This is a genomic window from Agrobacterium salinitolerans (genome assembly GCF_002008225.1).
Lineage (GTDB): Bacteria > Pseudomonadota > Alphaproteobacteria > Rhizobiales > Rhizobiaceae > Agrobacterium > Agrobacterium salinitolerans.
Window position 1 is genome coordinate 276,225 of record NZ_MRDH01000002.1, and the last position, 20,540, is coordinate 296,764.

General features: G+C 58.8%; 22 protein-coding genes. 14 read left to right on the plus strand and 8 right to left on the minus strand.

Annotated features, from left to right (window positions below; translation table 11 throughout):
- Positions 1-309: 309 nt before the first annotated feature.
- Complete coding sequence (locus BS627_RS01530) at positions 310-1,233, plus strand: extensin family protein (protein ID WP_077981627.1); 924 nt, start codon at positions 310-312, stop codon at positions 1,231-1,233.
- Between the two features lie 56 nt (positions 1,234-1,289).
- Here BS627_RS01530 and BS627_RS01535 read toward each other — a convergent pair whose 3' ends face one another.
- A complete protein-coding gene (locus BS627_RS01535; protein ID WP_077981536.1) occupies positions 1,290-3,530 on the minus strand; it encodes a TonB-dependent hemoglobin/transferrin/lactoferrin family receptor in 2,241 nt (746 codons plus the stop codon).
- Positions 3,531-3,872: 342 nt separating this feature from the next.
- Here BS627_RS01535 and BS627_RS01540 point away from each other — a divergent pair, with 342 nt between their 5' ends.
- Positions 3,873-4,394 carry a TIGR00645 family protein gene (locus BS627_RS01540; protein WP_077981537.1) on the plus strand — a complete coding sequence of 174 codons (522 nt, stop codon included), beginning with the start codon at positions 3,873-3,875 and terminating at the stop codon, positions 4,392-4,394.
- Between the two features lie 100 nt (positions 4,395-4,494).
- Positions 4,495-5,211 (plus strand): helix-turn-helix transcriptional regulator, encoded by a 717-nt coding sequence (locus tag BS627_RS01545; RefSeq protein ID WP_077981538.1) that lies wholly within the window; start codon positions 4,495-4,497, stop codon positions 5,209-5,211.
- A gap of 30 nt (positions 5,212-5,241) precedes the next feature.
- On the opposite strand, the gene BS627_RS01550 is transcribed toward BS627_RS01545, so the two are convergent.
- From BS627_RS01550 to BS627_RS24325, 4 genes are all read right to left on the minus strand, one after another.
- Positions 5,242-6,399: a DUF2333 family protein gene (locus tag BS627_RS01550; RefSeq protein WP_077981539.1), complete on the minus strand. Its 1,158-nt coding sequence runs from the start codon at positions 6,397-6,399 to the stop codon at positions 5,242-5,244.
- Positions 6,400-6,634: 235 nt separating this feature from the next.
- A complete protein-coding gene (locus tag BS627_RS01555; RefSeq protein ID WP_077981540.1) occupies positions 6,635-7,087 on the minus strand; it encodes a pseudoazurin in 453 nt (150 codons plus the stop codon).
- A 113-nt stretch (positions 7,088-7,200) separates the two neighbouring features.
- Entirely contained in the window at positions 7,201-7,782 is a 582-nt protein-coding gene (locus BS627_RS01560; RefSeq protein WP_077981541.1) for a thymidine kinase, read from the minus strand.
- Positions 7,783-7,807: 25 nt separating this feature from the next.
- On the minus strand, positions 7,808-8,158 hold the full coding sequence (locus BS627_RS24325) for a hypothetical protein (protein ID WP_165691079.1): 351 nt from the start codon (positions 8,156-8,158) through the stop codon (positions 7,808-7,810).
- A gap of 8 nt (positions 8,159-8,166) precedes the next feature.
- Between BS627_RS24325 and BS627_RS01565 the strand changes: the two genes are divergently transcribed.
- The 4 genes from BS627_RS01565 (at position 8,167) to BS627_RS01580 (ending at position 12,113) form a co-directional block, all read left to right on the plus strand.
- Positions 8,167-9,069: a choline ABC transporter substrate-binding protein gene (locus BS627_RS01565; RefSeq protein ID WP_374635826.1), complete on the plus strand. Its 903-nt coding sequence runs from the start codon at positions 8,167-8,169 to the stop codon at positions 9,067-9,069.
- A 285-nt stretch (positions 9,070-9,354) separates the two neighbouring features.
- Positions 9,355-10,206: a choline ABC transporter permease subunit gene (gene choW / locus BS627_RS01570; protein WP_077981628.1), complete on the plus strand. Its 852-nt coding sequence runs from the start codon at positions 9,355-9,357 to the stop codon at positions 10,204-10,206.
- Positions 10,203-11,249 (plus strand): choline ABC transporter ATP-binding protein, encoded by a 1,047-nt coding sequence (choV, locus tag BS627_RS01575; RefSeq protein ID WP_077981543.1) that lies wholly within the window; start codon positions 10,203-10,205, stop codon positions 11,247-11,249. The genes choW and choV overlap by 4 nt, the downstream gene beginning before the upstream one ends.
- Before the next feature lie 543 nt (positions 11,250-11,792).
- Positions 11,793-12,113, plus strand: a complete 321-nt coding sequence (locus BS627_RS01580) for an ArsR/SmtB family transcription factor (protein ID WP_006314636.1) — start codon at positions 11,793-11,795, stop codon at positions 12,111-12,113.
- A gap of 130 nt (positions 12,114-12,243) precedes the next feature.
- Here the strand turns inward: BS627_RS01580 and BS627_RS01585 are convergent, their stop codons facing one another.
- Positions 12,244-13,419, minus strand: coding sequence for a DUF3095 domain-containing protein (locus tag BS627_RS01585; protein WP_077981544.1), 1,176 nt, complete (start codon positions 13,417-13,419; stop codon positions 12,244-12,246).
- A 285-nt stretch (positions 13,420-13,704) separates the two neighbouring features.
- On the opposite strand from BS627_RS01585, the gene BS627_RS01590 reads away from it, so the two are divergent.
- The 4 genes from BS627_RS01590 (at position 13,705) to queF (ending at position 16,832) form a co-directional block, all read left to right on the plus strand.
- Positions 13,705-14,811 (plus strand): branched-chain amino acid ABC transporter substrate-binding protein, encoded by a 1,107-nt coding sequence (locus tag BS627_RS01590; protein ID WP_077981545.1) that lies wholly within the window; start codon positions 13,705-13,707, stop codon positions 14,809-14,811.
- A 67-nt stretch (positions 14,812-14,878) separates the two neighbouring features.
- On the plus strand, positions 14,879-15,280 hold the full coding sequence (locus BS627_RS01595; protein ID WP_077981546.1) for a glyoxalase superfamily protein: 402 nt from the start codon (positions 14,879-14,881) through the stop codon (positions 15,278-15,280).
- 156 nt (positions 15,281-15,436) lie between these two features.
- On the plus strand, positions 15,437-16,351 hold the full coding sequence (locus BS627_RS01600) for a cation diffusion facilitator family transporter (RefSeq protein WP_077981547.1): 915 nt from the start codon (positions 15,437-15,439) through the stop codon (positions 16,349-16,351).
- A 16-nt stretch (positions 16,352-16,367) separates the two neighbouring features.
- Positions 16,368-16,832, plus strand: a complete 465-nt coding sequence (gene queF / locus BS627_RS01605; protein WP_077981548.1) for a preQ(1) synthase — start codon at positions 16,368-16,370, stop codon at positions 16,830-16,832.
- Between the two features lie 24 nt (positions 16,833-16,856).
- Here the strand turns inward: queF and BS627_RS01610 are convergent, their stop codons facing one another.
- On the minus strand, positions 16,857-17,603 hold the full coding sequence (locus tag BS627_RS01610; protein WP_077981549.1) for a DUF2076 domain-containing protein: 747 nt from the start codon (positions 17,601-17,603) through the stop codon (positions 16,857-16,859).
- A gap of 100 nt (positions 17,604-17,703) precedes the next feature.
- A complete protein-coding gene (locus BS627_RS01615; protein ID WP_077981550.1) occupies positions 17,704-18,294 on the minus strand; it encodes a HupE/UreJ family protein in 591 nt (196 codons plus the stop codon).
- A 270-nt stretch (positions 18,295-18,564) separates the two neighbouring features.
- Between BS627_RS01615 and BS627_RS01620 the strand changes: the two genes are divergently transcribed.
- The 3 genes from BS627_RS01620 (at position 18,565) to BS627_RS01630 (ending at position 20,540) form a co-directional block, all read left to right on the plus strand.
- Positions 18,565-19,146: an ATP-dependent Clp protease proteolytic subunit gene (locus BS627_RS01620; RefSeq protein ID WP_077981551.1), complete on the plus strand. Its 582-nt coding sequence runs from the start codon at positions 18,565-18,567 to the stop codon at positions 19,144-19,146.
- 237 nt (positions 19,147-19,383) lie between these two features.
- Positions 19,384-19,899 (plus strand): sigma-70 family RNA polymerase sigma factor, encoded by a 516-nt coding sequence (locus BS627_RS01625; protein ID WP_162520318.1) that lies wholly within the window; start codon positions 19,384-19,386, stop codon positions 19,897-19,899.
- Entirely contained in the window at positions 19,896-20,540 is a 645-nt protein-coding gene (locus BS627_RS01630) for an NrsF family protein (protein WP_077981552.1), read from the plus strand. The genes BS627_RS01625 and BS627_RS01630 overlap by 4 nt, the downstream gene beginning before the upstream one ends.

The following is a 20,540-nucleotide window of genomic DNA, read 5'->3' on the forward strand; positions in this document are numbered from 1 at the left end:
CGTTGTCGCAAAACCGCCAGGCACTTTTGCGCGCATGCTGTCTGTTGTTCAAGCCCGATGACAGGCGGCAAAATAACAAAAAAGCCGCCTGAAAATTCGGGCGGCTTGGACTTTGTCTAAAGACATGACTGGTCAAGGCCGCGAAAAGCTGCCCCACCACCAGTTAGCAATGTTCTTAGACACGATGTTCATAGGAAAATTGTTAGCGCGCACGATCCGCCTTGGCAAGCGGATTTCGGTGAGGGAATGAACCTTACGGGCCGTGGCGGCGTTGCACTCCTGCCGAAACGGTCAGGAGTGCCCCATAAAATGCTTCATCGCCTCTGTCTTCTGGTAACCACCCTCGCATTGATTTCCGCCTCTGAACCGCCGGCGCAGGTGCCGGTGCCGCAACCGAAACCGGGTGAGGGGCAACCTGCCACTCCCTCGGAAAAGCCATCGGACGAGCCGCCGCAAAGCCCGGCGGAAGCGCCGAAACCGGCCCCGAAGCCGCAGGTCCCGGAAGAGCGGAAACCGGATGACGGCATGACGCCGGAAGACAAGGGACCCGATGACAGCAAGAAAGGCGTGGAGAACAAGGCGGGTGAGGGCAAAGAGGAGGGCGAACAACGGAAACCGGATGGTGACGCCGCAAAACCGGAAGAGAAGCCGCCGGAGCCGGTGAGGCCGGAAGACCCGGCCGCGCTTCAGGCATGCCTTGGCGCGTTGAAGGAGATCGGCGCTGAATTCAAACAGCTTGAGCCGATCCGCGATGCGGAGCCGGGGTGCGGCATCGAAGCGCCTGTCGAGCTTTCCGTGGTTCTGCCCGGCATCAAGCTGGAACCTTCGGGCACCATGCGCTGCGAAACCGCGCTCGCGCTTTCCCGCTGGACAAAGGAGATGATGCTGCCGGCTGCGGCTTTGGCTTTGCCTGAGAGAAAGGTAACGGCCATTGCCAATGCCTCGACCTATATCTGCCGCAACCGCAACAGCGCGGAAAACGGCAAGATTTCCGAACATGCCAAGGGCAATGCCGTCGATATTTCCACGATCGCCTTCGATAAGGGCGAGCCGTTGGTGATGAAACCGCGGGTCGAGGACGGGACGCCGGAAGGCGCTTTCCAGCGCACGATTACCGCCGCCGCCTGCCTATTCTTCCGCACGGTTCTTTCGCCCGGCAGCGACGCCACCCATCAGGATCACCTGCATCTCGACGTGCTGGAGCGAAAAGGCGGCTATCTCTATTGCCGCTGACAAAAAAGGGGCGACCCGAAAGCCGCCCCGACTGGAGATGATGTTTCTGCGCGGTTTTAGAATTTCTGGGTCAGAGAGATTTTGAAGGTGCGTCCAGCTTCGGTATAGAAGTCCACCGGCTGGTTGACGGTGCTGACGGAATTCGGGTTCACGTCGCGAACGCCGACGGCATTCCAGTATTTCCTGTCGAACAGATTGTAGATGCCGGCCTGGATGCGCAGGCCCTTGGTCTGTTCCGGTTCCCACCAGCCGGTCAGGTTGAAGACGCCGTAGCCGGGGGCGTCGAAGGTGTTGGCCACCCTGTCGTCACGCATGCCGGAGGAGAAGACACCGGTCAGTTCCGTGCCCCAGACGTCCTGCTCGTAGCCGATGCCGACGACGGATTTGAAGGGCGCGACCGTGCGAATGAATTCGTTGGTGTCGGTGTCCTTGCCATAGGCGTAAGCCAGCGAGGCATGCGCGAAGAAGCCGTTTGCGAGATCCTTGCGGACCTTGGCTTCGACACCTGATATTTCGACGTTGTTACGGTTGCGATAGGTAAAGAGCGAGCCGTTGCCCCTGCCACCGAAGCCGGGGAAGAGCGTCGTTGAGGTCGTGTACTGCTCGATGAAGTTCTTGTACTTGTTGTGGAATAGCGTCAGGCTTCCCGTCAGGTCGCCGGATGCATAGTTCGCGCCGATTTCGAAACCGTTGCTGGTCTCGGGATTGAGGGCGGAGCTACCGACCACGGCGTAACCGGAGCTGATGTTCGAGAAGTTCAGGTACAGTTCGTTGATCGTCGGGGCGCGATAGGCCATCGACCATTGTGCGAAGAGCTGCAATTCCGGCGTGACGTCATAGGTTGCAAGCAGTTTCGGCGAGAAGCGCGAGCCGCTATTGCCGGTCGGCAGGCCAAACGTTCTGTAGCCGCTGTTGCTCGAAACCGAGCCGTCAGGATCGTAATCATAGGAATCGAAGCGCAGGCCGGGGGTCAGGCGGAAGCCGTTGCCGAAGGCGATTTCGTCATCGAGATAAAGGCCGAGGCTCTTGCCGCTCACGTCAGGCATGTCGGACTGGGAGGAAGACGTCACTCCTGCCGTGTTGGCGAAAAGCTCCTGGCTGAAATCGGTGGTCATGGCGTTGCCACCGAAACGGACCGTGTGCTGCACGCCGCCAAGCTCGAAGCCGGATTCAAGGCCGCCGACGATGCCGAAGGCGCTGTTGCGCATGCTGTCTTCGCGAATATAGAGCGAATTATTGGTCAGGCGGTCACCGGCGCCGGACTCCTTGGAAAGACGCGTCCAGTAGAGCGAAAGATTGGCGGCATCGATCACGCCGTCGGTCGAAGGCGCTTCGTATTCGTAATCGAGCGATACGCGATCACGTTCCGTATCCTCGTAGCCCCGGTAGTCGCCGATCCGGTAGGTCGAGCCTGAAACGCTCACGCCCTGCAGGGTCTTCATGTCGCTACGGTTTCTCAGCGAATAACGCTCGGCCGTCAGCCCGATGCTGTGACCGCCCTCCAGATCCTGCCGGATCTTGAACATCAGGTTGCTTTCGTAGGTGTCGGCGGGGTTTGGCTTGGTGCGGCGTGTTCCGTAGATATCGGCCGTGCCCTTGTTGTCTGTCTCGTTGCCGCGCTTGTAGGAGCCCTGGAACAGAACTGACGTATTCTCGATCTTCTTGGCGACAGCGAGCGATCCGCCCACGCTTCTGTCTTCGCTGTCATAGGTGGTCTTTGCCACACCGCCCCAGTCCTTGCCTTCGCCGATCAGGTCTTCCGGCTCGAGCGTGCGCAGCACCAGCGCGCCGCCGAGAGCACCGGAGCCGATACGGCTGGAATCTGCACCGCGCACCACATCGACCGTCGAGAGCGAGGAAAAATCGAAGCTCGAATTCGTATTGCTGAGGGTGGTCGTGGCCTGACCCCGCCGGGCGAAGTTTTCGAAGAAGGGAACGGGAATATTGTCGATCAAGGTGACGACACGCGCGCCGCCGAGGCCGCGAATGAACAGGCCGCCGGGCCGGCCGGGCTTGGCATCGACGTAATCGACGCCCGGTTCCGTGCTGTTGCCGAGGTCCTTGATGCTGCCGATGTCTTTTTTGCGGATGTCTTCCGCTGTCGTCTGGCTCGCCAGCGGCGTGTCAGCGGCGGCATTGACGCTTTTGACACGCTTGCCCTTGACGATGATCCTTTCAAGCGTGGTGGCGCCGTCCGCCTGCGACGCGGTATTCTGTGCCAGGGCGGGGCCGGCAAGCGGCAGAAGAGAGATGGCAGTGCACAAAAGCAGCGCGGAATGCGTGCGCGAAATGGACATTAATTACCCCCAGGTAGGCGCGCGAACGGGCCGCGGCGTGCGAAGGCACGCCGCGCTTGCCGCTGCGGCTGAAACTGTTTTGATTGTTACGGGCGAGCCGATAAGCGAGGACTAAAAAACATGATGATAACTGTCAACATATTATATATGACTTTTCCAATCATGTTTTAAAGCATAACGGTATGTTGCAAAAATATGACGCTTATCCGTTCTCGGACCTGATCGGTGAATAGGTGCGAAAACGCCACGGTATGGTCAAAGTCCGGACATGGCGGCTTGCTAGGATATTCGCAGCCAGTTTACATGGCGGTACAATAAATGGACTATTAATCGGATACGGAAATGAAGTCTCTTGAACTGCTCGTTGAGCGGATCATCCTCTCCAGCCGCTGGTTGCTCGTCGTTTTTTATCTCGGGCTCGTCGCGGCGCTGGCGGTTTATGCGTTTTCCTTCGCGCTCAAGTTTCTGAAAGTTGCCAAGAACGTTTTCACCTATGACGAAGCGGACATGATCCTCGCCATGCTGGGTCTGATCGATGCGGCGCTGGTTGCCAGCCTGATCGTCATGGTGATGATTTCCGGTTACGAGAACTTCGTCAGCCGCTTCGACGATGCCGATGCCGAGGTTTCCTTTCTGGGCAAGCTCGATTCCGGCAGCCTGAAGATCAAGGTCGCGTCGTCGATCGTGGCGATCTCGTCGATCCACCTGCTGCAAATCTTCCTCAACGCCAGTCAATATTCGGACAGCAAGTTGATGTGGTTCACCATCATTCATCTGGCTTTTGTCGTCTCGGCGGTCATGCTCGGTTTCCTGGAAAAACTGATGGCCAAGCCGAAAGGCAAATCCGAAAAGCCGGTGCTTTGATCAGGGTGGTCCAGCCGATATGAAGGTCGCAACCCCGTTCTGGCCATGCCGCATGTTTCTCGCTCCGGGCGCTGCGTCCCGGGGTGGCGGGGGTGTGTGAATGGTGAAGACGGAGCGTCAGGCTAGGCTTTGCAGCGATCTGTCGGCTGCCGCCGACAAATCCCAATGGCTGGAGGCGCTGCGGGAAGTGATGCGCGCCTTCGGTTACGCCTATGTGACCCTGTTGCGGTTGCCCGACGGCCAGAATGCCTATGCCCTACCGACGGTTGTCGAAAGCAGCCTGCCCATCTGGGTCGTGAATGCAATGACCAGGGATGGCGCGCTTGGGGACTGTCCCGTCATCAAGCGCGGCGCGTCGTCGATGATGCCGCAATATTGGTCGCTGCAGGATCCGGATATTGCCTGCGGACCGCTGGTGGATGCGGCGGCCTCGCTGAGCAGCATGGGCATTACGTCCGGTCTGATGGTGCCGGTGCACGGCATGTACGGCAACCGGCATCTGATGAATTTCGCGGGCGATCGCGATATTCTGCCGCAAGCCGCGCTCAACGAGCTGGGCATGATCGTGCTGCATGCGCTGGAGGTTTATGACCGGCTTTGCCGCACCAACTCAAAAGGTCCATCGCCGCTGACGAAGCGTGAACTCGATGTGGTGCGCTGGACGGCGCAGGGAAAGACCTCCGTGGAGATAGCCGAGCTTCTGTCCATCTCGGAACATACCGTCAATGCCTATATGAACAACGCCATCCGCAAGCTCGACTGCGTCAACCGCACCCAGCTGGTGGCCAAGACCATACGCCTTGGCCTGATAGACTGATCGATCCTGTCGTTCCCGGCAGGCCTCGCCTTACCGGTCGAGAACAGAGCGAAGTTCGACGAGGTTCGAGCGAACCCGCAGGACGTAAAATCCCATGGTGGCAAGGTGCGACGGCATGATCCAGCCGCTTTCCTCGCCGTTGGAAATGATCGCTGGCTGGATACGCAGTGCGGCACGGGTCTGCGACAGCGTGTCGTTCCACAGGTTGGTCAGGTTGCGCTCGCGGATGACCTGCGCGAAGTCCGATCCGGCCGCGGAAAGCACGCCGTAATAACCGTAAAGCTGGCCATAGGCGAACCAGAAGCGGTCATCGGCACGGGTATCGAACCAGCCGCCATTATAGTTTTCCGAACGTTCGCGAAGGATCGCCGAAGTCGAACCGATGTCGCCGGCGATACGGTCGATGAACTGGATCAGGTTGTCGGCGCGGGTGTCAAAAACCGCCTTGCAGGCCGTGAGTTCGCCGTTGAAGGCCTGGAAGCTGCGGATGGCGGCGCGGTAATAGCTGGGGGTCGGCGTCTTCGGGCCGAAGGGATCGAGGCCGAAATACCAGGAATATTCGCTGAACTGCATGTTCCCGCGTGCTTCCTGGAGATTGTTGTTGATGCCGGAGGTTCCGCGCACGCGGCCGAGCGTATCCACCAGTTCCACCGAGGTGCGGCGCACGGCCTGGTTTACGCCGCGCTGGAAAGACGCCTTGTTGTCCAGAAACGGCGTGCTGTCCCAGTCCATGCCGAAGAGGCCGAGGCGATAGAGCAGCATGGAGGAAATCCATGCGTTCTGGTTGACGTTGAAATCGGTGAGATCGGCGGCCGCGTCAACGATGGCCGAACGCTGGCAGACCGGCGCGGATGTGTTTGCGGCTACACCGGTTGCGCCGGCGGCGGCAGCAGGGGTTACGGCCGGCAATTCCTGTCCGGGGGGCACGGTGCGTTCGGCAAGTTTGTAACGGGAAATGTAATCCGGATCGAAATTCGTCCAGACCTGCGTCTGCCAGACAAAATATCCGTAGAAACCGGCCAGCAGGATGACGATCAGAGCAATCGGGCCCTTGATGAGCCAGTTGCGACCGCTGTACCAGCCATGCGCGGCCATGAAGGGCCATAAAAGCCACGCGACGAGAAGACCGGCAGCCTTGCCGATGGCGCTGAAACCTGCCTGAATCAAAGCGGTGATCCGGTCTATCATGTCGTCATCGTCTCCTCTGCCCGTGGGCCGGATGCGGCAAGAAAAATCCGCGGTTCGGCAGGGTGCCTTTGGCGTTGCCTGTCAACCGCGGTCATTTACTGTCTTCCAGATATGTCCCGGTCAACCGGGATACAACATGATTGCGAAACTTTTCTCAACCTGCGGTCCGCGCCGGCCGTCATGGCTTTTCACACGGATTGTGGAACAGCCGCCGCGGAACCGAAGGCATATGTGGTTAGAGGCCGAGCTTGGCGATCTCGTCATTCAGGCGGTCGCGCGCCTTTTTCGGCAGTTTGCCGTTCTTGACGGCGTCAAGATTGGCCGGCGCCGCATCGCCGACGACGACGAGGGCGATCATGCCCATGCCGAGATGCGGTGTGCATTTGACGACGTAGGCGCCTTCCTTCTCGACGATCACCTTCACCGTCTCGTTCATCTTGCCCTTGAAGTCTGCGACGCCCTCGGGGATCATGTCCTTCACGGCGGCCGCATCATGGCCCTTGTCGACCGGGACGAAGGTGATGATGTCGCCGACGGCGGCCTTGACGGTTGCGGGTTCAAAGACCATCGCCTGGCCGTCGCTGCCCTTGTTGAGCATCTTCACTTCGATTTCGGCAGCAAGGGCGGGAAAGGCGAAAAGACCTGCGAGAATGGCGAGGCCGGCGAATTTGGCAGTTCTGTTCTGCATAGTTTTGCTCCTGAGAGAAAGCACATCCACGCGAATGTGTCGCCGTCGTCTTAGCCCGGGAGCAGGGCGGCCATCTTTGCGGAAAATCAAATGCGGCAACCGGACGCAGATGTTCACTCGCCCTTGAAGGTCTCCACCCAGTGGCGGCGGCAGAAGGAAACATATTTCTCGTTGCCGCCGACATCGATCTGCGCGCCTTCCGTCACGACCTTTCCTTCACTGTCGAAGCGGGCCACCATCGTCGCCTTGCGGCCGCAATGGCAGATGGTGCGGATTTCGCGAAGCTCGTCGGCAATGGCAAGCAGTTCTTTCGAGGCGGGGAAGAGCTTGCCCTGAAAGTCCGTGCGCAGGCCGTAGGTCATGACCGGGATGTTCAGCCTGTCGACAATGTCGGCAAGCTGCCAGACATGGTGTTCGGAGAGAAAGTTGGCTTCATCGACAAAAACGCAGGCGACCGGCGCTTCGGCGGTGAGGGCCGATACTTCGGCGAACAGGTCGGTTTTGTCATCGAAGGTCAGGGCGTCGGAGGACAGACCGATGCGCGAAGCAACACGGCCGACGCCGGCCCGGTCGTCAAAGGCAGCGGTGAAAATCAGCGTGCGCATGCCGCGCTCCTGATAATTATAGGAGGCCTGCAGCAGCATGGTCGATTTGCCGGCATTCATCGTCGAATAATTGAAATAGAGTTTTGCCATTATCCACTCCAGGAGCACCGTTTCGTCATTCCGACGTGCGTTTGAATGCTCCAGCCTCATCAATCGGCACACCGTGTTTCACAATCGGTCCCGGATTTCCAGCCGATGCTGCATTCAGCGTCTTTTGACGGCGAAGAGGCGGGTTGAAAAGTATGGCTATGTGAAAAACACAGATTTCTACGGTCTGTCCTTTTTCGACATTGCTCCGCTGAATACCGACATTTTCACGATTTTGTCGCAAACGGTGCGCCAAAGCACGCAAATGCGCGCGAGTTGATTGTGTCCGGCAGATATTGATAATGGCAAGGGAACGAAAAACAGGGAGCAAGCCATATGTTTGCAAATAGAAGCCGCTGTCTGGCCCTGGCCGCAGCAATCTCCTCCATGACGTTCAGTGCGGCCGGTGCTGCGGAACCGGCAAGCTGTGGCACAGTGCGCTTTTCCGATGTCGGCTGGACCGACATCACCGCCACGACGGCGACCGCCACCGTGCTTCTGAAAAGCCTTGGCTATGAAACTGACGTCAAACTTCTCTCCGTACCCGTTACCTACACATCCCTGAAAAACAAGGACATCGACGTCTTCCTCGGCAACTGGATGCCGACCATGGAAGGCGATATCGCGCCCTATCGCGAAGACAAATCCGTCGAGACGCTACGGGAAAACCTGACCGGCGCGAAATACACGCTGGCGACCAACGCCAAGGGCGCCGAACTCGGTATCAAGGACTTCAAGGACATCGCCACCCACAGCGCCGAACTCGGCGGCAAGATCTATGGCATCGAGCCGGGCAATGACGGCAATCGCCTGATTCTCGACATGGTGGCCAAGGACAGTTTCGGTCTGAAGTCGTTCGAGGTGGTCGAGTCGTCCGAACAGGGTATGCTCTCCCAGGTGGCCCGCGCTGAAAAATCCGGCGAGCCCATCGTCTTCCTCGGCTGGGAACCGCATCCCATGAATGCGAATTTCAAACTGACCTATCTGACCGGCGGCGACGATGTCTTCGGCCCCAATCTCGGTGGCGCGACGATCTATACCAATGTCCGCAAGGGTTACGTCGAGGAATGCCCGAATGTGGGCGCCTTCCTCAAGAACCTGCAATTTTCCCTGCCCATGGAAAACGAGATCATGGGCAAGATCCTGAATGACGGCCTTGAGGGCGAGGCGGCTGCAACCGCCTGGCTGAAGGCCAATCCGACGGCGATCGAGCCCTGGCTCGCCAATGTCAAGACCAAGGACGGCAGCGCTGATGCCCTGCCTGCCGCCAAGAAAGCTCTCGGCCTCTAAGCCGCAAGACGATGCATGACTGTATCCGGCCTGCGCGGCAGGTCGGATCAGCGGGAAATAACGATGCCCATGCATGACCTTGCCTGTGAATTTTCAGACATTGAAGGTCATGCGCCAGCACCGCGTCCGGCAGTTTTGTTGCCGGCCGTCATTTTTGCATTGGAGCAATCCCGGTGAAACGGGATGACGATGCTCTATTTCTTTGTTGTCTGCGCAATTCCGGAGGCAAAACCGCTCTGCAGTTTTGCCGGAATTGTTTTAGTTCACGAAAGGTCTTTTCTTACCGTGGAATGGCTCAGCGCTTCTGAAAACCGCCTGCCCGTCGGCCGATATGCCAAGGAGGCCATCGACTGGCTGACCGGCAATCTCGCTTTTTTCTTCGATTGGCTTTCCTTCATTTTCCAAGGTGTCATCAACGCCCTGCTTTATGTGTTGCAGGCGCCGCATCCGCTTATCATCGTGGCGATCCTGACGGCGCTTTCGGCCTGGACGCGCCGCTCCGTCGGCATGCCCGTCTTCACCGCGCTCGGCCTGCTGCTCATCATCAATCTTGGCTACTGGAAGGCGACGACGGAGACGCTGGCGCTTGTCATCGCCGCCAGCACCGTGTGCATGATCATCGGCATACCGCTCGGCATATTGGCGGCAAGGCGCAAATGGATTTATGCCGGTATGCGCCCGGTGCTGGACCTGATGCAGACCATCCCCACCTTCGTTTATCTCATCCCGGCGCTGGTGCTGTTCGGTCTCGGCATGGTTCCGGGGCTCATCGCCACCGTCATCTTCGCCATTCCAGCTCCCGTGCGGCTGACCCGTCTCGGTATCGTCTCGACCCCGCCGGCGCTGGTGGAGGCGGCCGTCGCCTTTGGCGCCACGCCATCGCAGGTTCTGCGCAAGGTGGAGCTTCCCTTCGCTGCGCCGCAGATCATGGCCGGTCTCACCCAGACGATCATGCTGTCGCTGTCGATGGTGGTCATTTCCGCGCTTGTGGGCGCCAATGGCCTGGGGGTGCCGGTGGTGCGCGCGCTCAATACCGTCAATATAGCCATGGGCTTCGAAGCGGGATTGTGCATCGTCATACTGGCGATCGTTCTCGACCGACTTTTCCGACTTCCCGGCGCGGAGGATGATCTATGAGTGATGCTATCATCTTCGGAAATGTCGATATCGTTTTCGGCAACCGGCCCGATGCAGCTTTGCCGCTGATCGACAAGGGCAGTACGCGTGAGGAGATCAATGCCGAAACCGGGCTGGTGCTCGGTGTCGCCAATGCCTCGCTGTCCGTCAAGGAAGGCGAGATTCTCGTCCTCATGGGGCTTTCCGGATCCGGCAAATCGACGCTGCTCCGGGCCGTCAACGGGCTTGCGCCCGTGGTGCGCGGCAATGTCGGCGTGAAGACCAGTTCGGGTTATGTCGATCCCTATCGCTGCCCTGCGAAAACGTTGCGTGACCTGCGCATGCACACGGTCTCCATGGTCTTCCAGCAATTCGGCCTGCTGCCCTGGCGCAATGTGGCCGACAATGTCGGCTTCGGGCTTGAGCTTTCCGGCGTGCCGGAAGCCGAGCGCAAGCGCATGGTCGCCGAGCAGCTCGAACTGGTCAATCTTTCCGCCTGGGCCGACCGCAAGGTGGGCGAGCTTTCCGGCGGCATGCAGCAGCGCGTGGGGCTGGCGAGAGCCTTCGCCACCGGCGCGCCGATCCTGTTGATGGACGAGCCGTTCTCGGCGCTCGATCCCCTCATCAGAAGCCGCCTGCAGGACGAACTTCTGGAATTCCAGAGCCGGCTGAAGAAAACGATTCTCTTCGTCAGCCACGATCTGGACGAGGCCTTCCGCATCGGTAACCGTATCGCCATGATGGAAGGCGGACGCATCATCCAGTGCGGAACGCCGCAGCAGATCGTCAAGCAGCCGGCCACGCCCTATGTCGCGGATTTTGTGCAGAACATGAACCCGATCTCCATGCTGACCGCCGCCGATGTGATGAAAAAGGGCGTGGACGAACGCAATGGGCAAATGGCAGTCGCCGCCACCGCCCGTCCGTCATCGCCGCTGATCGATATTCTCGATGCGCTGTCAAAACATTCCGGCGCGATCGGCGTTGTCGACAATGGTGCGATCGTCGGCACGATTTCCGCCGATGAAGTTGTGGCGGGGCTGACGCGTCACCGCAAGAAATAGCGATTCGCCTCTCCCCCAAAAAAGAAAGGGTCTTCCGTCGTGGAGGGCCCTTCGTCTTTTCCGGGAGGTCTCTGCGGCGCAAATTATACCTTCCCACGGCAGCAAAGAATATTTTTTGACCTCACAAGTTATGCATTAAAATAATTACTAATAAAAATCATATTGCAAATTCGGCGAAAATTGCGCAATGTTAATCTAGATTCTTTGGTTCGCTATTAAATTTAAGGTGGTAATAGATTGTGGCGTCAAAATCCGGTATCGAGCGTTGGTATTGAAGTGCTCAATTTTTAATCTCTTATTTCTTATGGATGCTATTTCTAATACATAATTTTATTATATTTTTCATAAAATCAGGCGAAACGCCGATAAATTAATCACAATTTATTAAGTAAATAATCGGTCAAGAATAGTCTTTGGAAGGGGCGCGATATAAGCAAGATTTAGGTATATACAACGTATCGACCGAATTATAAAAACACCTTTAGAACACCTATTATTGCCACCATGACCGTCTCTCGGACTGTCATCAGGAGACTTGAGCGTATGGATAATCAATCTCTGTCGGAACACAGCATCGCCGCTGCAGACTTGCTCTCAGCGATGGCGAACCCAAAGCGCCTGATGATCTTGTGCACGCTGGTGGATACGGAAGTGCCTGTTGGTGTTCTCGCTTCTCAGGTTGGCCTCAGTCAGTCCGCTCTCTCGCAGCATTTGTCGAAATTGCGTGCGCAGCGACTGGTGAAGACACGACGGGATGCGCAGACCATCTATTACTCCAGCAACTCCGAATCCGTGAAGAAGATCCTTGCTTCACTCGAGGACATCTACTGCCAGGCGCAGAAAAGCAGCAAGACTGCGGCTTGATCCCACGGTCCTGTTAAGGCCCGGCAGCATCACCCAATTGAAACCGGCGCACGACGCCGGTTTTTCTTTTCAGCGGCCTTCCCGCGGCTGCATCCGGCACAGGGATCGGGGCTGCGTATTAGCGCGGTTTTCATACCGGCGCAGCCGTTTGTATCTGTTGTTTGAGGCGGGTTGCTGCAGCGGCATATCCGCCGTCGGCGCCATCCACGAAATGCATGTGGTCTCTCGAAAGCGGAGATGGAACAATACAGGTCATCAATGCGGCATCCTGTTCGTGCAGGCCGTAATAACAGCTTCCCGACAGGCGCCCCTGTTCCAGCCGCGCGCGGATATTTTCGAGTCGGGCGGCGTCGATATCAACGGTCATCTTCAGACCGTCGTCGAATTTCCTGAAATCGGTGTTGCTGGCGACCGAGCGTCTGTAACGATCCGCATTAAATCGTCCAAGCGACAGTTTGGTCAAACCGAGGAGATTGACGAGGAAGCTTTCACCCAGGATGCGAAACGAGCGGCGCATCCTGCCCCAGGCATCGTGATAAGCAGCGCCGGCCCGGGCTTCGAGGCTAAGACCCTCGCGCACGAAACCGAGTTTCGGCCCATCCTCCGGCACGGGGTGGCCGTGTCTTGCATCCTGCTCGGCGAGATCAACGAGATCGATGACCAGCTGACGGAATGCCGGCATGTCCCGCGACGGTCCCGGCACGGCGATAATCGACACCACCTTGCCGTGGGTTGCCGGAATGGGGTTCCAGCGGCAGGAAAGACCGGTGAGATCGGGGCGTTCGCCCGTTTCTGCGGCGGGCAGGGCATATTGCCCGTCCTTCATCCGCGCTTCCGCCCAGCTGTTGCCGCCACCTGAGAACATGGCGTAGGAAACATCCTCGCTTGCCTGAAAGCGCGCGACGCGAATATCGAAGCCATTTTCACGAATATCCTCGATGGGAACCAGCGCCACGCGCATGGCAAGATCGAGATCGTCCTTTACCCAACGCTGCACATTCGAAAGTGCCGTTCGTGCGACAGGCAGCCCCTGGGGCGGCACCGTGACGGCGGCGCCATCGCCGCCGAAAACGAAAGGCAGGTCGTGACGCCCGAGACTGTTCGATACGCCTGATATGACCGCCGCACCCGCCATATTGACGGCCTTGTAGCGGCCGGTGCCGATGGCCGAAGTCGAATCGACGATATCGGCGATGGCCAGCCCCCATCCCGGCGGCAGGGCGCGATAAAGCGTCGGGTCGGCCACATCTTCAAAATGCCGGAAGACGGGCAGGCCCGTCAGAAATTCTTCATCTGCTGCGATCATGGCGTATTATCCTCCAGCGGCGACCAAACGCCAAGCGTTTACGGAAAGCCGATGCGTCCTTTCCGATGGCGCAATCACGGTCGATCCGGCGATTGATTTACCGCTAATAGAGCTAATCCAGCAAAGGTGACTTGCATAAATCATCAAACCTTCCGTATGAGTTGAGTGGAAGGCTCGGAATTCAAAAATGGAACGAGTTTTCGCCGGGAGGCGTCCGATAGTTTCATTCGGTCGGCGCCCATGGCGCTCACCGGGTCCCGCGACCCCCTTTAAGGAGACACCAGGATGAAACTGAAGACATTGACCAGCGTGACGCTTGCAGCGTCCTTCGCATTCGCACCCCTTGCTCATGCCGAGATCGTCATCGGCCTGATTGCGCCACTCACCGGTCCTGTCGCCGCCTATGGCGACCAGGTTAAGAACGGCGCCCAGACGGCAGTCAATGAAATCAACAAGAAGGGCGGCATCCTCGGCGAACAGGTCGTGCTGAAGCTTGCCGACGACGGCGGTGAGCCGAAGCAGGGCGTTTCCGCGGCCAACCAGCTTGTTGCCGAGGGCATCCACTTCGTCGTCGGTCCTGTGACGTCCGGCGTCGCCATTCCGGCATCGGATGTCTTTGCCGAAAACGGCGTGCTGATGGTGACGCCGACGGCGACCGCGCCGGGCCTGACCAACCGCGGCCTTTCCAACGTTTTCCGCACCTGCGGTCGTGACGACCAGCAGGCCGAGGTTGCGGCGAAATATGTTCTCGCCAACCTCAAGGACAAGAAGATCGCCATCATTCACGACAAGGGCGCTTACGGCAAAGGTCTGGCAGACGCCTTCAAGACCACGCTGAACGCCGGCGGCGTGACCGAAGTGCTCTACGACGCGCTGACGCCCGGCGAAAAGGATCTCGGCGCGCTGACGGCCCGTCTGAAGTCCGACAATGTCGACATCGTCTATTTCGGCGGTTACCATCCGGAAGCGGGTCTTCTGGTGCGTCAGCTGAAGGATATCGGCTCCAAGGCTGCCGTTATCGGCGGTGACGGCTTGTCGAACAGCGAGTTCTGGAACATCGGCTCGCAGGCTGGCGAAGGCACGATCTTCACCAACGCTTCCGACGCGCTGAAGAACGACGATTCCAAGGCCGCTGCCGAAGCGCTGAAGGCCGCCAACATTCCGGCGGAAGCCTTCACACTCAACGCCTATGCCGCTGTTGAAGTGCTGAAGGCCGGCATCGAGAAGGCCGGAAGCGCCAAGGATTCCGAAGCCGTCGCCACGGCCCTGAAAAGCGGTGATGCTTTCCCGACCGCAATCGGCAAGGTGACCTACGGCGAAAACGGCGACCTGACCTCGCAGGCCTTCTCGCTTTTCAAGTGGCAGGACGGCAAGATCGTCGCAGCCGAATAAGCTGATCCTACCGGCCGCACCTGTGCGGCCGGTTTCATTTTTGCGGCCGAAAATGGGTCAAGGCAGCATGGGCGACGCCGGGAAACAGATTTTTGGAGACATCGGCTTCGGACGGACGTTCCCGATTGTCCGGATCTTCGACGAGGCCAAGGCGCGGGAGTTCTATGTCGAGTTTCTCGGTTTCGGGGTCGATTGGGAACACCGATTCGGCGAAAATTTCCCGCTCTATATGCAGGTTTCACGAGCCGGAATGGGGCTTCACCTCAGCGGCCATCATGGGGATGCGACGCCGGGTTCCAACATCTTCGTCACCATGCACGGCGTTCACGCCTATCAACAGGAACTGGCGGCGAAGGACTATCGCTTCATGAAGCCGGGCGTTGAAGAACTGCTATGGGGCGATGTGATGGAAGTGACCGATCCGTTTGGCAACCGCATTCGTTTCTGCGAGCAAAAAAGCGAAGCATGACGTTTTGGACGAGGGCTCAAGGCCCTTGACCTTGTTCTCCGTTTGAAGGATAGAACGCGCAAATAGCGAACCGCGCGCACGGAGACCCCGTGCGCGCGGTTCGTGCGTTTTGGCACTTGATGATGCAATTCGTTCGCATCCGCACGGGGGCAGAAAATGAACAATGAAGGCAATATGCCGGGCGGGGCGCTGGTTCGCAAGCTCGCATTCTGGGGCATCCCGCTTTCTTTCGGCGTCCTTGGCCTGAAGCTCGTGGCCTGGTGGGTCACGGGCTCGGTCGCGCTTTTATCGGACGGTCTGGAATCGACCGTGAACGTGGTCGCGGCCTTCATCGCCTATTTCGTCATTCGCTATGCGCAGAAGCCGGCCGATGACGACCACCAGTTCGGCCACCATAAAGCGGAATATATTTCCGCGGTCGTGGAGGGTGTACTCATCGTCGTTGCCGCGCTCCTGATCGTGCAGGAGGCCTGGGGCGCTCTGTTCACTCCGAGATTGCCGGAAGCGCCGGTGCTTGGCCTTGCGATCAATGCCGTGGCCGGTATCGTTAATGCTGTCTGGGCGATAATCCTGATTCGCGTCGGCAAAAAACATTCCTCACCCGCGCTTGCGGCCGATGGTCACCACATCATGTCGGATGTCGTTACCTCGGCGGGTGTTCTCGTCGGCCTTGTCCTTGCATTGCTGACGGGCTACGCCATTCTCGATCCGCTGCTCGCCATTCTGGTGGCCATAAACATCCTGTTCCAGGGATCGAAGGTCATTCTGCATTCGCTTGGCGGGCTGATGGATCGGGCCGTGGAGCCGGAAGAGGACGAGGCGATCAAGAAGGCCATCGCCGAACATTCCGGCGGTGTGATTGGCGTACACGATCTGCGGACACGTCGCGCCGGCTCTGCCGCCTTCATCGATTTTCACGTCGTGGTCCCTGCTGTCATGACGGTGCGGGAGGCGCATGATATTTGCGACCGCCTCGAAGATGCCATAAGGGACGTCATACCCGGCGCCAGCCTTGCCATTCACGTCGAGCCTGAGGGCGAAAAGGCGCATGGCGTCAAAGTGATTGTTTGAAAAACAGGAGTTTTCCATGTCCGTGACGGATGTTTCCGGCCTGTCGCAGCTGGGCACGAAGGTCGATACGCCTGAGAGCCCGGAAAAGGCCGTGCTCGAAAAAGTGCCGAACGGCAATGCCGGCACCGATTATGTCGTGCGCTTCACTGCGCCCGAATTCACATCGCTTTGCCCGATGACCGGCCAGCCGGATTTCGCCCATATCGTCATCGACTATATTCCGGGTGATTTCCTGGTGGAATCCAAGTCGCTGAAGCTGTTTTTGCAGTCCTTCCGCAACCACGGCGCATTCCATGAGGATTGCTCGGTCTATATTGCCAAGCGGCTGGTGGAGCTGCTGCAGCCGAAATGGCTGCGCATCGGCGCTTACTGGTATCCGCGTGGCGGCATTCCGATCGACGTCTTCTGGCAGACCGGACCGGCGCCTGAAAGTGTGTGGCTGCCGGATCAGGGCGTTCCCACCTATCGCGGTCGCGGCTGATCCGGCTTTGTCGGGATCGATGATTCAGGCGAACGAACCGTCGTCGCCTGAATCGAAATCCGCATCGTCGGCGTTGTCGTCGTAATCGGCCTGCTGGATATCGTCATCGTCGTTGTTTTGCGGGCTGGCGCTGTCGCCATAATAATTGTTGATGACGGTTTCCTCGACTGGCGCGTTGCCGATGCCGCTATTGCCGCCGAAGGGAGAGCCAAGGCCGAGCGACGACATGTGGCCGCCGAAAATGCCGCTCAACGAATTGGCGAGCAGCATGCCGCCGGCGACACCCGCGGCGGTTCCGAGGGCCCCCTGTAGAAAACCACCGCCTGATGTGCGCCCGAATGCGGCGGGCTGCTGGCTCCAGGGGCCGCCGGGTTGCTGGCCTGCGGGCGATCCCCAGGGACCCGCCGTCTGGCCGGTGGTATCGTTGCGCCATGAGGCTTGCGGGGCAGGGACGGGTGTCGGTGCTGGCGGCTGTGACTGGCCGGTTCCGAAGATGGAACTCAGAAAGCCGCCCTGCGCTGCGGCCTGTGGGGCGCTATTGCCGCTTTCCAGCGCGTGGATACGGTCTTCGAGCTGCTTGATATGGGCTGCGGCCGCTTCCAGTCCCTTTTCCTGAACGATGACAGCCTGGGCGAGATAATAGGGGGCCGCGGGCTGATCGCGCACGGCGTCTGCGATCAATGTTTCCGCCTCGCGGTCACGCGGGGTGGCGGATGCGGCCCTGGTTCTTTCGAACAGGCCCTTGAGAAGCTGACTTTCTTCCGGTGACATATGCTGCCTCCTTACCGTGAAGCGAAAATCCACGATAAGGAGGTAGGCCTCAATTCCGGCTTTTCAAAGCGGCCCGAATTTTAAATTTCGGTAATGATCGTCAGCCGCCGAAAGCGAGCGAGAGACCCGCAATCGCCGTCAAGGCGCCGACGGTGCGGCTGGCTACTGAGCCGAAACGGGCAATGCCGAGGCCGAGCGCAATGCCGGCCGCATGCAGGATGGCGGTGGCGATCATGAAGCCGATGCCGAATTGAAGCGCGCCGGCGCTGCCGAGTTCACCGCCATGGGCATGGCCATGGAAAAGCGCGAAAGCGCCGACGACGGCCGCCGCCGCTGCCGTGGGAAGCCTTGTCGCCATGGCAACGAGCAGGCCGAGACCGATGACGGAGGCGAGAATGGCCGGTTCGACGAAGGGAAGCCCGATGCCGTAAACCGCCATCAGGAAGCCGACGGCCATGGTGCCGACGAAGGCGGAAGGCACTATCCACAGCGCCTTGCGGTCGTTCTGCGCCACGGCGATCTGCGAGGCCCAGATGCCGACGGCCACCATCGCCAGAATGTGATCCGCACCAAAGAAGGGGTGGGAGACGCCGGCCATGAAGGAGCCGTGTTCTTCCGGGTTCAAATGGGCGAAAGCGGGCAGGGCGGTAACGCCCAGTGCGGCGGCTGCGAGGCTTAGTCTTTTCAGCATGGTTCCCTCTTGAGATTATGACCGCCCGCAACGGGATCTTGGGCTTCAGATTATGACCGCCCGCAACGGGATCTTGGGCTTCCCGCAGCCGGCGGCGCTGTAATGAGGCGTCAACGATATCGCGAAGGCAGACAGGCTGTCCATGCGTCATCTGCCGGTGGTGCTGTTTATTGTTGGAGGGCAAACCTTGCCTTTTTCGCTCATTGCCTTACGTAACAAGTCGCACTATGTCCGAAGGGCATGCACGAATTTTGCTGGAGAGAGCCGTTGATGAACGAAGACGAAGACGACAAGAGCAAGGAACTGCCGATCGGCAAGGAAACGGAAGCGAATCTTTTCAAGTCGCGTTCGATCTTCATCTATGGTGGCATCACGCAGGAACTGGCGCAGAAGGTTTGCACGCAGCTCGTGGCCCTTGCCGCCGCCAGCGACGACGACATTCGCGTATATGTCAATTCGCCGGGCGGCCATGTCGAATCGGGTGATTCCATCCATGACATGATCAAGTTCATCAAGCCGAAGGTCTATATCATCGGCACGGGCTGGGTCGCTTCCGCCGGCGCGCTGATTTACGTTTCGGTGCCGAAGGAACGGCGCCTGTGCCTGCCGAACACCCGCTTCCTGCTGCACCAACCCTCCGGCGGTACGCGCGGCATGGCCTCCGACATCGAAATCCAGGCCCGCGAAATCATCAAGATGAACCAGCGCCTGATCAAGATCTTCTCCAAGGCCACCGGCCAGAGCGAAGAAAAGATCGCCAAGGATATCGATCGCGATTATTGGCTCGGCGCGGAAGAGGCCAGGGATTACGGCCTCGTCGGCAAGATCGTCGAGAGTCAGTCGGAACTCTGAGCTTTCGATTTTTCAGTTGAGAAAGCCCGTATCGGTGGAAGCCGGTGCGGGCTTTTCGTTTAAGGTCGGTGTTATTTCATAATGTCGCAGGCCTTGGGCCGGCCGTTACATCTTCACGTGCTTGAGAGGGCAAGTTCGAGCGAGATTTTTTTTGAGTCACCATGTAACAATATCCTCCTGAGCGCGAATAACCCGATAGTGACGATGACAGGCAGCCCTTCGGAAGAGACACTGAAAATGCTGATGCTGCGTTCCCTCGATGGGGACGAAGGTGCCTACAGGCATTTGCTTCATGCCCTGAGACGGCTGCTGATCGCCTATTACGGCAGGCGCATGGCCGCCGCCGCCAGAGGCGATGTCGAAGATATTGTGCAGGAAACCCTGTTGTCGCTTCACGCCAAACGAGAGACCTATGATCGTGCGCGACCTTTCACGGCGTGGTTCTTTTCGATAGCGCGCTACAAGCTCATCGATCACTATCGGGGCCGGGGTGCGCGCCTGTTGGCGGAAGTCGAACTTGATGAAACGCTGGAGGCGGAACCGTCTGTTGACGCGGTCACAGCCCGCATGGATGTGGAGCGGCTGCTCGACGAACTGCCGGAACGGCAACGGGATCTCATTCGAAGGGTGAAGCTAGAAGGTCACTCAATTGCCGAAGCGGCGCAACAGTCCGGCCAGACCGAGCTTGCGGCGAGGGTCGGTATTCACAGAACGCTGAAAGTCCTGGCGGCAAAGTTGCGGGGGGACACGTGAAGAAGACGGAAGACATCATCGAACAACTGGCGGGCGATCTGAAACCTGTTGCCGCTTTCGCGCTGGAGCGGAGGTTGGCGTTCGCCGTCTTGCCTGCGCTCGGCCTTTCGCTGGTGCTGATGCTGGCCATTCTGGGGCTTCGCGTCGACATGAGTGACGCCATGACCGAACCGGGTTTCTGGGTCAAATCCGCCTATAACGCCGTTCTTGCCACGGTTGCCTTTTTCGCCGTCATGCGGCTTGCGCGGCCGGAAGGCGAGCGGGGTTTCCTGTTTGTGTGGCTTGCGCTGATTTTTGTCGCCATGGCGCTTATCGCGCTCGTTCAACTCGGATTTGCCGTGCCCGGCACCTACAGCACCCTTATTATCGGGTCGTCGGCGCTGCATTGCCCGTTTTTCATCGTTGCTTTTGCACTGCCGCTGTTTATGGCGAATTTTGCGGTTCTCAAGCGTTCGGCTCCCGCTGATCCCACGCTTGCGGGATTTGCCGCAGGCATTGCCGCGGGTGCGGCCGGAGCTTGGGTCTATTCGTGGTTCTGCACCGAAAACGGCATGGCTTTCGTGTTGATCTGGTATTCGCTGGGCATCTTAGTGACCGGCATCGCTGGCGCTTTTGCCGGCTCACGTCTGCTTCGCTGGTGA

What these genes read in the sequence shown, in the direction of transcription:
- BS627_RS01595 (WP_077981546.1), top strand. Translation starts at nt 14,879, where the DNA reads ATGGGCGACGCCGGGAAACAGATTTTTGGAGACATCGGCTTCGGACGG.
- BS627_RS01625 (WP_162520318.1), top strand. Translation starts at nt 19,384, where the DNA reads ATGCTGATGCTGCGTTCCCTCGATGGGGACGAAGGTGCCTACAGGCAT.
- BS627_RS01540 (WP_077981537.1), top strand. Translation starts at nt 3,873, where the DNA reads ATGAAGTCTCTTGAACTGCTCGTTGAGCGGATCATCCTCTCCAGCCGC.
- BS627_RS01580 (WP_006314636.1), top strand. Translation starts at nt 11,793, where the DNA reads ATGGATAATCAATCTCTGTCGGAACACAGCATCGCCGCTGCAGACTTG.
- choV (WP_077981543.1), top strand. Translation starts at nt 10,203, where the DNA reads ATGAGTGATGCTATCATCTTCGGAAATGTCGATATCGTTTTCGGCAAC.
- BS627_RS01545 (WP_077981538.1), top strand. Translation starts at nt 4,495, where the DNA reads ATGGTGAAGACGGAGCGTCAGGCTAGGCTTTGCAGCGATCTGTCGGCT.
- BS627_RS01615 (WP_077981550.1), bottom strand. Translation starts at nt 18,294, where the DNA reads ATGCTGAAAAGACTAAGCCTCGCAGCCGCCGCACTGGGCGTTACCGCC.
- BS627_RS01565 (WP_374635826.1), top strand. Translation starts at nt 8,167, where the DNA reads ATGACGTTCAGTGCGGCCGGTGCTGCGGAACCGGCAAGCTGTGGCACA.
- BS627_RS01600 (WP_077981547.1), top strand. Translation starts at nt 15,437, where the DNA reads ATGAACAATGAAGGCAATATGCCGGGCGGGGCGCTGGTTCGCAAGCTC.
- BS627_RS01560 (WP_077981541.1), bottom strand. Translation starts at nt 7,782, where the DNA reads ATGGCAAAACTCTATTTCAATTATTCGACGATGAATGCCGGCAAATCG.
- BS627_RS01610 (WP_077981549.1), bottom strand. Translation starts at nt 17,603, where the DNA reads ATGTCACCGGAAGAAAGTCAGCTTCTCAAGGGCCTGTTCGAAAGAACC.
- BS627_RS01555 (WP_077981540.1), bottom strand. Translation starts at nt 7,087, where the DNA reads ATGCAGAACAGAACTGCCAAATTCGCCGGCCTCGCCATTCTCGCAGGT.
- BS627_RS01535 (WP_077981536.1), bottom strand. Translation starts at nt 3,530, where the DNA reads ATGTCCATTTCGCGCACGCATTCCGCGCTGCTTTTGTGCACTGCCATC.
- BS627_RS01550 (WP_077981539.1), bottom strand. Translation starts at nt 6,399, where the DNA reads ATGATAGACCGGATCACCGCTTTGATTCAGGCAGGTTTCAGCGCCATC.
- BS627_RS01585 (WP_077981544.1), bottom strand. Translation starts at nt 13,419, where the DNA reads ATGATCGCAGCAGATGAAGAATTTCTGACGGGCCTGCCCGTCTTCCGG.
- queF (WP_077981548.1), top strand. Translation starts at nt 16,368, where the DNA reads ATGTCCGTGACGGATGTTTCCGGCCTGTCGCAGCTGGGCACGAAGGTC.
- BS627_RS01620 (WP_077981551.1), top strand. Translation starts at nt 18,565, where the DNA reads ATGAACGAAGACGAAGACGACAAGAGCAAGGAACTGCCGATCGGCAAG.
- BS627_RS01590 (WP_077981545.1), top strand. Translation starts at nt 13,705, where the DNA reads ATGAAACTGAAGACATTGACCAGCGTGACGCTTGCAGCGTCCTTCGCA.
- BS627_RS01530 (WP_077981627.1), top strand. Translation starts at nt 310, where the DNA reads ATGCTTCATCGCCTCTGTCTTCTGGTAACCACCCTCGCATTGATTTCC.